The organism is Clostridioides sp. ES-W-0016-02, assembly GCF_020641035.1.
In the GTDB taxonomy this organism is placed as follows: domain Bacteria; phylum Bacillota; class Clostridia; order Peptostreptococcales; family Peptostreptococcaceae; genus Clostridioides.
Map to the genome: position 1 here is coordinate 4120156 of NZ_CP061361.1, position 13154 is coordinate 4133309.

12 protein-coding genes are annotated in these 13154 nt (G+C 27.3%); 1 reads left to right on the forward strand and 11 read right to left on the reverse strand.

What is annotated here, in order from left to right; all coding sequences use genetic code 11:
- Positions 1–115: 115 nt before the first annotated feature.
- Entirely contained in the window at positions 116–1024 is a 909-nt protein-coding gene (locus tag IC758_RS19100) for a DUF2268 domain-containing protein (protein ID WP_227860673.1), read from the reverse strand.
- A 278-nt stretch (positions 1025–1302) separates the two neighbouring features.
- On the reverse strand, positions 1303–1707 hold the full coding sequence (locus IC758_RS19105; protein ID WP_227436455.1) for a pyridoxamine 5'-phosphate oxidase family protein: 405 nt from the start codon (positions 1705–1707) through the stop codon (positions 1303–1305).
- Between the two features lie 232 nt (positions 1708–1939).
- On the opposite strand from IC758_RS19105, the gene IC758_RS19110 reads away from it, so the two are divergent.
- The gene (locus tag IC758_RS19110; RefSeq protein WP_227436457.1) at positions 1940–2266 is read left to right on the forward strand and encodes a winged helix-turn-helix transcriptional regulator; all 327 of its coding nucleotides are present in this window, start codon (positions 1940–1942) and stop codon (positions 2264–2266) included.
- A gap of 90 nt (positions 2267–2356) precedes the next feature.
- Here IC758_RS19110 and IC758_RS19115 read toward each other — a convergent pair whose 3' ends face one another.
- The 9 genes from IC758_RS19115 to IC758_RS19155 form a co-directional block, all read right to left on the reverse strand.
- Positions 2357–4192 carry a glycerophosphodiester phosphodiesterase gene (locus IC758_RS19115; RefSeq protein ID WP_227860674.1) on the reverse strand — a complete coding sequence of 612 codons (1836 nt, stop codon included), beginning with the start codon at positions 4190–4192 and terminating at the stop codon, positions 2357–2359.
- Between the two features lie 489 nt (positions 4193–4681).
- Positions 4682–5131 (reverse strand): acetyltransferase, encoded by a 450-nt coding sequence (locus tag IC758_RS19120; protein WP_227860675.1) that lies wholly within the window; start codon positions 5129–5131, stop codon positions 4682–4684.
- A 314-nt stretch (positions 5132–5445) separates the two neighbouring features.
- Positions 5446–5850 carry a YmaF family protein gene (locus IC758_RS19125; RefSeq protein WP_227436462.1) on the reverse strand — a complete coding sequence of 135 codons (405 nt, stop codon included), beginning with the start codon at positions 5848–5850 and terminating at the stop codon, positions 5446–5448.
- 116 nt (positions 5851–5966) lie between these two features.
- Entirely contained in the window at positions 5967–6833 is an 867-nt protein-coding gene (locus IC758_RS19130; protein WP_227483302.1) for a pentapeptide repeat-containing protein, read from the reverse strand.
- A gap of 350 nt (positions 6834–7183) precedes the next feature.
- Positions 7184–7423, reverse strand: coding sequence for a hypothetical protein (locus IC758_RS19135; RefSeq protein ID WP_227436466.1), 240 nt, complete (start codon positions 7421–7423; stop codon positions 7184–7186).
- A gap of 104 nt (positions 7424–7527) precedes the next feature.
- The gene (locus IC758_RS19140; protein ID WP_227436468.1) at positions 7528–7872 is read right to left on the reverse strand and encodes a zinc ribbon domain-containing protein YjdM; all 345 of its coding nucleotides are present in this window, start codon (positions 7870–7872) and stop codon (positions 7528–7530) included.
- 326 nt (positions 7873–8198) lie between these two features.
- Entirely contained in the window at positions 8199–10709 is a 2511-nt protein-coding gene (locus IC758_RS19145; protein WP_227831476.1) for a diguanylate cyclase domain-containing protein, read from the reverse strand.
- 1000 nt (positions 10710–11709) lie between these two features.
- Positions 11710–12135 (reverse strand): helix-turn-helix domain-containing protein, encoded by a 426-nt coding sequence (locus IC758_RS19150; protein ID WP_227436472.1) that lies wholly within the window; start codon positions 12133–12135, stop codon positions 11710–11712.
- 283 nt (positions 12136–12418) lie between these two features.
- Positions 12419–13051, reverse strand: a complete 633-nt coding sequence (locus tag IC758_RS19155; protein WP_227436597.1) for a ketohydroxyglutarate aldolase — start codon at positions 13049–13051, stop codon at positions 12419–12421.
- Positions 13052–13154 lie beyond the last annotated feature (103 nt).

The window sequence follows — 13154 nt, forward strand, 5'->3', positions numbered from 1 at the left end:
ATTGAAATATTTCTTTATATATATTATTGTATATTTTTTACAAATCATTGTCAATTTATTTTTCTCAAAAATAGAATAATTGCATAATCTTTTTTAGATTATGCAACTTATAGATTTAATCCCAAAATTCCCTTACTTCCTCTATGATTTCACTATATGGTAATAAAGTAGCCTCCACTATTGACTTGTTTGTTTTTTCTAAATAATACTTAATCATATAGTAATCACAGGCATATCCTGCACAATAAGGTAGTCCTACTGGAAAATATCCTTGCATTTTAGCTATATCATCACCATAAAGATATGATATTATATTTTGAAATCCAGTTTCTTTTAAGCCACTTTTGATTATTGGCTTTATATAGCTATTCAGTGTCTCAATGTCAGTCTTACTAACCCAAGGCCCTACCATATCATCCCCAAACATCCATGTTGCAAAGTTTTCTGCAAGACCTTCATTTATCATCATTTCTTCTAAAGTTATGTTATTACTCCAATTTATAAATTGAAATCGAATATTGTGATTACATTCATGTGCTAGTGCTGCTGGTAACCTATTAATAGTATACTCATTTGGGACTATTGATAAAAATATATATCCTGGAATTCCACCATCACCAAAATATCCATCACTTAATATTGTATAAGGGTTTTCTGGATTTGCTAATAATATTGAAAATTTATACTCCTCAGTGTTCAATTTATACCCCTCTTTTATAAAAGGCTTTATGGAACTTTCAATAGTTTCTTTACACTTGTTCCAAAGTTTGTCATTGGATAGAATATCTATGTTATTTATTTGACTTTCATTAATATCTTTTGGAGATAAAACCCCCATCATATCACTTGCCATAATTACATCATATCCACCTTCTTGTTTTGCAGTGATTGGAACATTTATACACATCCATTTAAACTCAAAAGGCTTCATCAACTCATATCTGTATATATCCTCTTTCTTATTTGCAGGTGCATTCATTATTTTTTTATATATTTTATCTGAGCGTACCTCTACAATATTCATTTTTATCATCTCCTTTAAAATAAAGTATATAGAATTACGTAGCGTCAATGTCAATATATAAACTTATACAAATAAACAAGAGAATCATTTAATTTCATATAATATGACTCTCTTATATATTTGTAATGTGATGGATTTGTATAAGATTTTTAAACATTTATTTTATTTCTTAAAATTAATTATGTTAAAACAAGGATAATATTATCATCTAACTTAAATTCTATTTTAATGTTGTTAAAATAATATTGCTAGCTCTTGATATTAATTATTTTTTTGTATTAAATACTATATTCTTTTGGTGGCTCGCCTGAAAAATCTGAGATTACAGCCTTAGCGTCCTCAAGATAAAATATTTCAAAAGTAGGATTATCTTCATTCTTATAGATTGATTTAACAAGTTCACTAGATTCAATTATTTTTTTCTTTATATCCTTATTGTCTGAGAATATGACTTTTCCACATAGTCTTATCCAAGCAAATTCAGGAGTTGATGTAGTTATTTCTACATATGGGCTTTTTTTAACTTGTTTAAATACATCTTTTTCATTACTTGTACAAAAATATAATTTTCCACATTCTTCAATCATAAATTGGAATGGGCGAACTTTTGGCTTTCCATCCGCTCCTATTGTTGCAAAATATTGAACTGGATTTTCCTTTAAAAATTTTACTACTTCATTCATTTCATCTACCCCCTAAAATAATTTGTTGTATTTTTTATTTCTTTAATAATATAATAAACTCATTAGTATCTATTGTATAGTAAGCACTTTAAAGTACTATAGTTACCTAATAGAAACTATTGGCACAGTTTATTTTTTTAATACTTATATATTTAAAAGAAATTTTTATACATATTCCCTAAAATGATATAATACTTTAAAGAAGATTATTAAAGAAAGGATGTTGTGATTTATGAAAAAAGATTTACCTGAATGTCCTGTAGAGATTACTTTACAACTCATCAGTAATCGATGGAAGGTATTAATTATACGAGAGCTATTAGATGGTACTAAAAGATTTGGTGAAATCAAAAAATCTATTGGAGATATAACTCAAAAAGTTTTAACATCAAACTTAAGGTCTATGGAAGAAAGTGATTTAGTAACTAGAAAAGTTTATCCAGAAGTTCCTCCAAAGGTAGAATATACTCTAACAGAAACTGGTTATAGTCTTGAGCCAGTTCTAAATTCAATGCATGAATGGGGAAATGATTACAGACACAAAGTTATTAACAAATAAAAATAACCGTATCTCTTCACTATGATACGGTTATTTAAAAATATTATAAAATGAATATATTATTATTTTGCAATTTGCACATTTTTTAGTCTAATACACTTCAATTATATCTTTATTAGAATCATGCCTAAATAAATAATTAGCTACTCTATTTATGAATCCATTTTTCTGCCAATAAATTGCATCATCTACTAAAAATGGATTATCTGTAATTATACTATCTACATTTAAAATAATCATTTTTTTCATTAATTTACTGTTATTAATAGTCCATACAAAAACTTGTTTTCCTTTTTGATGTATGTTATCTACTACCTTTTTATTTATAAATGTGGACTCTATTCCATATATATCAACATAGTCCCAGTCATAAAAATTCCCATATGCAACTGCCGTTAAATAACAAGTTACCATATTTGGATTTAATTTTTTAACCCTTTTTAATACATTTTTATTCATGGATGCTACAACGCATTGATTATCTATTCTATTTGATTTAATTAGCTCTAATACTCTTTTTTCTACATCAGTTTTTTCATGACCATTAAGCTTTATTTCTATTAGCAATTTTATTTTGCCTTTAGAATACTTCATTGCCTCATCAAGAGTTGGTATTTTCTCCCCAGCAAAATCTGACCTAAAATGACTTCCTACATCATATGTCTTAATTTCATCATAATTCACTTCCCAAACATTTTTATTTACACCAGTGACTCTTTCAAAATTAGAGTCATGAAATAAAATCAACTCTCCATCTTTAGTTTCTTGAACATCAATTTCAGCATATTCAGCTTGAGTTATGAAGGTTTCTTTAAATGCTGCTATAGTGTTTTCTGGAGCAACCAACGCTGAAACCCTGTGAGCCGTTGCTGTTGTGTTGTAAAAAAATGAAGTATTAAATAAAATATCATTATTTAAAGAGTACATCATTGACTCAATATGTAAGATAAATAAAATTACTACTATTTTCAAAGTAACTTTTAATACTGACTTTATTGAGTTTTTTTGTTTTTCTAGATTCTTTTTATAGACACGAATGTCATTATATTCATAATAAAATGCAGAAATAAATCCAGTACTAATTATAAATATAGCTATTGATGAAATAAATGCTGCATAATCATTAAACATAATGCATCTACTAATAAATATATCTTTTAAAAAGTTTGCATTTGTGTAATTTTTAGTCCATATTCCTATCAATATAATAATAACATGATAAATTATATACCCCATAACAGTAATTATTAGAGATAATCCTAAGGAATAAAGTATTAATTTTATTGCTTTTCCTTTTGTAAGGCTAGCACTTTTTTTCCTTGCTTCTTTAAAACTATTTGTATTTAGAGTTACCTCATGTATACTAAAAATCCATCTAATGACTGATATATATAATATTAAAATTAAAACCATATAAATTATATTCAGAACAATATTAGAACTTATATAATCCAATATATATTCAGGAAGTTTTATTTTCCCTATAAAGCCTGAGGTTAGGGCTATATTCGTTAATGGAACTATTAGTAATACAAACACAAATAATAATATATTTTTAGGATTCAATATGTTTATAGATTTTCTTAAGGATAATTTAATAAGTTTAAACAAAGTAATTTTTTCAGAAATTCGTGATTTATCAAAACAAATAATCACTGAAGTAAATTCAAAAAACATATAAAACGCCAATATTATAATTGACAGTATGGCTAATATTATTGATAGAGGATTCGTTAATATTTCTCCTATGTTATCAGTACTTAAATACACTATATTTGCACTTTTCATAGAGCTACTTAATACAAATTTGATTGATGGTAATATAATCAACAAAGCTAATCCTTTATGAAATAGCTCAAATAGAATTAATGTACTCCAGTTATATTTCACCAATTTTATAAAATTATTTAAAACTTTCTTTTTCATGATATCCCCTTAATCTTTTTATTATATTTTAACCTGTAAATCACTTAAATATATATTATCTTTTAATAATTTATAATTTAATATCTCTCAAATTATTATATTTACAACTATTCACAAATAAAAAAGCACTTTCTTCTTAAGAAAGTGCTTTTTACTATTAACTTGTATTTGCTTATATATTTAATATAGTGCTGAATCTATAGAAAATAAAATAAATTATTTTCAAATTTAATTGCTAGAATTAAAATTATAAGGTTTATCATTTTATAATATTATTTTATTGGACATATCAAACAATAACTAAATATAACTTTCTTCCTTCTTTACAGTCATATTTTAGTGTATTATCATTTGTAAGTTCTGTAGCAAATATAGTATCATATTTACCCAAATAGATTAGGACAATTACAATTTTATTTAAGTTGTAGAATTCTCTATATGCATATTTATATTTTCATATGCATATTTTTTCATTTAACTATATCTATATTAACTTAGCCTCATATGTAATATTGGAAATGGATTCCCTTGCCCATCTATTTCAGACCTATCAAACTCTTTAAATCCTAAGTGAATATAAAATCCCACTGCTTTTTTATTTTGTTCATTTACATCAACATATTTTATATTGTATTTATCTATAGCATATAATATTAGTTTTTTTCCAATACCATTACCCCTATATTCATCTTTTATAAATAACATTTCAATTTTATCTTTATCTATTCCCATAAAAGCTTTAATCATGTTATCAACTTTTAAACAAACCATAGTTTCTACTTGTGTCAAACCAATTTTAACTACTGGCTTCAAAGATTCAATATCTTTTTTTGTCAAAAAATCATGTGTTGCTCTTACTGATGATTCCCAAATTTGTAACATCTCTTGAAGCTCTTTTGCACTACTTTGTTTAACTTCAAAAACTATTTCAGAGCTCATAATAGTCTCCTCTCCATAGTATATTTTAATTACATAGTACAACCTTATGTTAAGTATAATCACAATAAAATTTTATTTTGTAAATAGTTTATTATAATTTATAATCATGTATTTTGGGCAAATAAATTCACTGTTGAATACTAGTTAAAATGCCTCTGATACTTATAAATGAATATTCTTTTTTATCAAAGATAGAAGTTATAAAGGACTATGAAAGCTAATATCATAGTCCTCATTAAGTTTAAACATTGTATATAATACACTTTTATACTTTACTTACATTCAATAAATTTGCTACAATAATTTACCTTAGTTTATACTAAAGGTGCTTCTATTTGAGTAGTAAAAAGGAATTTATGGCAATGACCATCACTAACAGTAGTATTTCCACATACTAAGTGAACATGCTTATTAGTTCCTGGTATATTAATTGCTGGACCTGTTGTAACACATATCTTGTGGAAATGGTCAAGAAAATCTACATTATCATTTATTTTATGAACATGATTTGTTCCACCATTTATTGGTATAACTTCACCTGTAACTCCTGCAGCACGATGATTATGTCTATCTTCACATTCTTCTGCTAATTTAACACTTTCTGAGTATTCATGGACATGTGTCATTTCTTCATAGTCATTATAGCACTTATTACACTTATTATATTTATAATCCTCATACATATAATTTTTTTCACATTTACAATTTTGACAACTCATTTTTATATCTCTCCTATTATATTATATATTAAGAAATTCCTCTAAAGAATCTCTAATATATACTATGAACTGGAGTCAAAAAGGTTCATATTTTGTAAAGTTATGTAATAATTTAATTATTTATCCCAGTATTTAGGATGTACTAGTGTATCTGGTAACTTCGTATTAGAATCTCCCTTTGCAGTATTAATCTGTAATTGTGTAAGGAATACACTATTTTTAAGATTTGCCCCTCTAATATCGCAGTCTCTTAAATCTGCCCCTATCAAATTAGCACCACTTAAATCTGTTTCCCTTAAATTAGCCGCTATAAGAAATTTACCTTTTAAATCTGCTCCTATTAAATTTGTTTTTCTAAGGTCTACTCCTATTAAATCTATACTTTTACTTAATTTTTTCTTATTTTTAAAATTAGAAGTCTTTACAAAGGATTTAGCTTTTTCTAGTACAAAGTCACTAGCTTGTGACAATAATGAATTAACTTTTGTTCGATGTGATATTATATCTAAATCTATTAGTTGTTCTGGACTCATATTAGTTAGCTCATCAGTTTCTTCAATTATTAGATTGAGTTTTTCTTTGATTGAATTAGGTATATCTAATGTAGATGCTTCTTTAAGATACCATAACATTTCATGTAACTGCCTCATAATTAAAAATACTTCAAACATCTGGTTTGCTAATTCTGGCTCTTGTATCCAGTTTTTTCCCTTGTATGTTACCTGTGCTACCTTTTGACCCGAACCAAAGCAATCATACGTAGTACAGCCTCTAAATCCTTGATTTCTAAGATTTTTATGTACAGAACATTTAAAATCTGATTGTAAGTTAGTGCATGGCTTACCTGATTCCTTATCAGCAGGAAAACCTTCTGAAGCAGAAAAATAAAGTGCCACACAACAAAGTCCAAAGCACTTTTCACAATCAATTTTTAAATCTTTAAATAATTGATTATTATATGTATCTCTATGTATAGCTTTCATATTTACTCTCCTTTTATTTTTACATTTTATAATATAAATTAATATTTATTAACAAATCATTTTTAAACTATTTATACAAAATTACTTCTTCTTAATTATAAGTTAAAGTGTCCTTTATTCCAATAGTATACAGTAATCTATCAATATTAATATCTGTGACAATGCCTTTTTCATGCCAATAGTTTTTGCATCCACAATAGTCTAATATTACACATTGCAGAATAAACTAAAAATTTTTTGCTTTTTATTCTCCAATGTGAATTGATGTTTGTATTACATCATTAATTTTCTTTTCAAATATATAATCTAAAGTTGTCACAAAAAAAGAAAGAAATCATATGATTTCTTTCTTAACCAATAATATATTCTAGTAATGTACCTTTTTCTATGTGTTTATCCATTTCTAATCTTTCATTTGGGCCAAATGTTATCCATAACTTTGCTTCCCCATTTTCGTCACACCCAACTACTGCTTCTCCATCTTCACTATCTTCACAGCATCTGTATACTATAGGTACTACTTTTTTCATTTCTTCCATTACTTTATTTACATAATAATCTTGTTCTTCACCTTTTAAAAAATAACACATACGTTACCCTCCTAATGAATTTTCTATTACTACATTAAAGTCTTAAATTTATATTTGTATAATAGCTATATAGATTATTTCATAAATACCACAAATTTTTTATACTATGCTTTTTTGACAACAGAAGACTTTAGTTTCATAGCTCCAAAACCATCTATTTTACATTCTATATCATGCCCATCAGATGGGTCATGAATTAAACGTATACTTTTTACTTTTGTTCCTATTTTTATAGATGATGAACTTCCTTTTACTTTAAGGTCTCTGATTACTGTCACAGCATCTCCATCATTTAACACATTTCCATTTACATCTTTAATAATGTTTGTATCTTCTTCTGTATCTAGTTCTAAAGTCCACTCATGAGAGCATTCTGGGCAAACTAGAAGAGTTCCATCTTCATAAGTATATTCTGAATTACATTTCGGGCAATTTGGCAAATTTTCCATATTCATATGTCCTCCATTTATTATTTTTAATTTTATTTTTAAATATATAAAATTTCTTTTGAGCCTATATGATACCACATTATAATTATATTGACAAATATAGCCTTGTACTTATAGTTTTAAATATTTATAAAAGAAAAAACAGTCAATCTGTTATAATCAACTGCTTTTAAAACTAATACTATTTTTTATAAATTGATATTTCAATATCATTACAAAATTTACCTAATTCCTTAAATAAGAACTCTAATATTTCCTATAGTCAACGAAAATATTTTGTCTAAAGTAAAATTTAATTTATGCCCAACATAGTACTTCTTTTACTACTAAATCATACTGACACATAAATATGCTTCCTTTTGATTCCATGTTATAAGAGTCTTATTAATATCTATAGAGTCATAATTACAATACTGCCCAATATGTAATTTAGGATATGTACTCTTAAATCTTTTATTTCCATACAATAACAAATTATCTTCCTTATCAACAACATAAATACATTGATCAATACTATCTATAATAGCCTGGTATTGCTGCATCTGTTGATTTAATTTCTTCTTTTTCTTACGTTGCAAAAATATTGATAGAACTTGAGAAATCAAAGCTAATGTACTGACTTCTTCTTGTGTCCATAGACGTAGACCAGTACATTCATCAAATCCAACAAATCCTCTGAATACCTCATCTTCTCTATATGCACATTGAAGTGTGGAATGTATGTCTTGACTAGAAAACAATTCCTCTAATTCAGGACTTAATGTATGTACATCACGACAATAGAAAACAGAATCATCTTCAAAGAGTTTTTCATAATCTCCATAGTCCTCATAATCAGCATTTTGCAAGTATTCTATTTGAGGAATGATTCCCTCATTACACCATTCATAAGTATTAGAAGTGTATCGACCATCTTCTGAATTTTCAAAGATATAAGCACGACTCACATTAAACTGCTTACCAATAATTTCAAGTATCATATTAATCGTCTGGTCTATATTATCGGTCTGATAAAGGACACGGAATATATAACGTGTAAGATTATCAGAAGATTCGACGTATTTTTTTTCTGAATCAATAGCTGTCCCAAGAGAAGAGTAATTCAATTCTTCCAAGCCTTTAAAGGCATCATGATTATAGATGACATAATTGTTTTTACCCAAACTTTTTGCCTGATATAAAGCCTTATCAGCTCTTGTATACATTTCCTTGAATGTATTACCATCTTTCGGATATATAGAGATTCCAATACTACAGGTTACTTTTACAGAGCTTTTTTCTTTCTGAAATAGATGACGGAACATATACAGCAATTCTTCTGCTTTCTTTTCTGCATCTTTAGTTGAAGAAATGTTCTTCATAAAAATTGCAAACTCATCTCCACCTATTCTGCCAACAACATCACTATCGCGCATTATTTTTTTCATGCCTGATGCCATCTCTGTGAGCACTATGTCTCCAATCATGTGACCTTCTGTATCATTAATATGTTTGAAATTATCTGTATCAATCATAAATAGCGCACCCATAGCATCTAAATTTTGTTCAACATATTCCTTAATCTGCTTTTCTGTTTCAGCACGATTATAAATTCCTGTCAATGCATCTTTCTCTGCTATGTATTGCAATTTCTCAATCTGTTTTCTTTCTTTTGTAATATCAAGTCCTACACTATAAAAAGATGGTATTCCATCCCAACTGTCTTCTCCACTAATATAACATAGAGTGATAGTCCATATACGTTCTTCTTTTGAGCGCGTATATGCTCTTGCTTCAAATACAACATTATCTCCAGACTCTTTTAAATCTTGCGCCATCATCTTCGCACGCTTATAATCCTCAGGATATAAATATAAACATTGGCTATTAAGTTCCTCTTTAAACTGCTCCTTTGTATATTCAATCATATTCAGAAATATATCATTATACCAGAGTATTGTAAGATAATCCCTTGCATCCATTCGAATCATTCCTGCTGGAATAGTTTTCAGGATTGATTCTCTTTCCTGATCTTTTTTTGCAAGTTTATACTCAGAACTGTACATATCATAAGACAACTCTATGCGTGCTCTGTGTCCTTCCCAATTTATCATACGATTTTTAATCATAAATGTTCGCTTCAACTTGGAATTGTAAAACTCCCATTCATATGTCTCATCTTTTTTTAAACATGAATTGGTACAGAATGGACATGGGGAAGTTCTACCTTGAATTACCTCATAGCATTTTTTCCCAATCACCTCATTTGCTGATGCCTGTAGAGTATTACATGACTGTTTATTTACGTACAACAACTCATATGTATCCATATCACTTATATATACATTTCCAGCATACTCTGACATCATCCACTTAAAACTCTCTGTACTTTCTTTTTCCATCTCATATAGTTCATTCTGTCTAATTTTTAACTCATCAATATTTGAATATATGATATAGACTATTGCTTTTCCATCCTCCTGTGGCTCAACTAATATACCAGTCATTATTACCCAAACATATTCTCCATGATTTACTGGAATGCAAGTTTGATATTCTACACTTTTCTTACCATTCTGATAAGCATCTAAAAAATGACTTTTCATAGCTTCAAAATGATAAAGATTATCTTCATAATAATGTCTAAGACTAGAAAAATGAGACAAAAATTCTTTCTCTGTATATCCCAACAACTGATAAAAAGCTGTATTTCCCCAGATAATTGTAAATGAATCATCTAAAATATGCTTACTAACTCCAATATCCATAGCTTTTAGCATGTCCTCTGAAATAACTTCATTATTTGTTACTTTCTCTTCTTTACACATTCGATGTGTCCCAGTATCTTCTTGCTTCATTTTTAATTATCCTCCTCTCTTTATACCCACTTCTAATCTATTGTGCTAATTAGCATAATGATAAAAGTGAATAATCAGTGTGTCAAATTATTTTATTTACAATATTGTTTTATTTAACTTTTAAATTTTCACACATCGTCCAGCTTGAATGCTAAAGGTATGGCTATTGTTGATTTCCCTAATGCTACAACTTCAAAAATTATACAAATTGATTTCTTCTAATTTAGGCAATAGGTTTGATTTATTGCAAACAAAACTTGATTAATTTTATATATAGGGTGGAACTTATTGTTTCTTAACCATAATTTTCTGATATTTATCTAAAATTTGCCTTCTTTTAATGAAATTATATCATAACTTGAACTTTAAATCAGTCCTTTTCTAAATAGAAAAATAAGATAAAACCATTGAAATTATGGAAAAAATAATAGAAAATCATATCAATTTAAATATACTATCTACAGTGTTTTGTATTAACTCTACAAGTCTGATTGACCATTGCTATTTTTAATACGTATTTTTAAATATTCTTCTAAATTATCTTATAAAACTATATGTTTTTCGAGTTAATTATATATTAATATTCATTTTTTTAAACTTAGAGATACTATCTATTCTTAAATTCTTTTAATATCAATTAAATATATTATTTGTTTTTTATTCTATGTTATATACTATACACATAAAAACTGTATCTATTACTTATAGTATAGTTATTTGCTATACTTTTAAAAGTAATTTCTTCACTAAAAAATAACCACATAAGTAATTATCTTATATGGTCTATGTTAATTATTCATTATTATAAAGTTTTATTTTTAAGTGTACTACAGTAAATGTACTAAAATTGTTTAATAAATTTATTTTCTTTCTTATCAATAATTAAAAAGTAAGTGGTTATACCTAGATAATTATTATCTAATATAGCATCAGAAAAACTACCTCAATCTTCAACTAAAAGTAAATCTGTAGGTTTAACTTTTTTAAAATTTAATTTATTCTATTTTTTTATATAGTCCAGTATATAACTAATTCCCATACCTATAAAACTACCAACTATCCCCCACATAAAATTACTTGTGACAAATCCAATTGAGATGCCAATTATAAAACCACCTATAATTAAATTATCTGATGGGTCATTTTCTTCCTCATTTTTATCATAATCTGCGATATTATCAGTAGGTAATTTACCTGGTACAATCGTATCTTCAGCTTCAGTTTTATTTGTATTAACTATCAAATCATCTAAAGTTACATTAAATAGATTTCTTAATAGTATTAAATTTTCTATATCTGGATATGTTTTATTGGATTCCCATTTTGATATAGCTTGCCTAGATACATTTAGCATTTCAGCAAGTTGTTCTTGTGATAGATTTCTTTCTTTTCTTAGTCTTTTTAAACTTTCCCCCAAGTTCAACATAATCACCTCATCTCAATTTAAATTATATTTATTTATTGATTTATTCACAAGACTTATATAGTTGCACCATGTTAACTATTAGTTGCATTGCTGAATTTATCTACATTTCAAATAAAAAAATAATAAAGGAGTTGCCTTAAAATTGATTTTTTTCTAATCAAATTTTAAATTCAACTCCTTTTTTGGAATTTTAAATGAAATTTATTTCTTGAAAATAAGCTACTCTTCGTAAAAAAAAAGCTGTTACACATCAATTTATAATTGTTTAGCAACAGCTCTAACTTTAAGCTTTTCTTATATTTTTAATTGTTTCACGAATCTTTCTGGCATTTTCAGCAATATCTTCAACACTACCCTTGGTTAATAACCCACCAAATCCACACACATCAACACCATTTTCCAACCATATATGCAAGTTATCAAGAGTAATTCCACCACTTGCCAATATTGGCATATCAGGTATTGGTGTTTTAAATACCTTTACTAGTTTAGGTCCATAGAAATCTGATATTGGAAAAGCTTTGATAAAGGTAGCTCCTAAACTCAATGCATCTACTGCTTCTGTTAGTGATGTACACCCTGGTGCGTAAGGAATTTGATATCTATTACAAGTTTTTGCTACACCTTCATTGTAATTCGGTGCAATAATGAACTGAGCTCCATGTAAAATGGCATGACGAGCTGTTTCACTATCCAAAACTGTTCCAGCACCCACACAAAGTCTTTTACCATACTTTTTGCTAAGCCCTTGAATGATTTCTCCAGCATTATTCAAGGTATAACTCATTTCTATAACTGGTACTCCACCTTTAATACAGCCTTCAGCAATCTCACATGCACGCTCAAGTGTTTCCACTCTTACAATTGCTAGAGCTCCACATTCTACCATTCTTTTAGTTATATTCATCTTTTTCATACCATTCACCTCTACATTCATCAAAGCATTTTGATTCTTCATTAATTCCAATCCCATTTTACAATACTATATTAGTTATATGTCAATGTGATGTCACTATCTG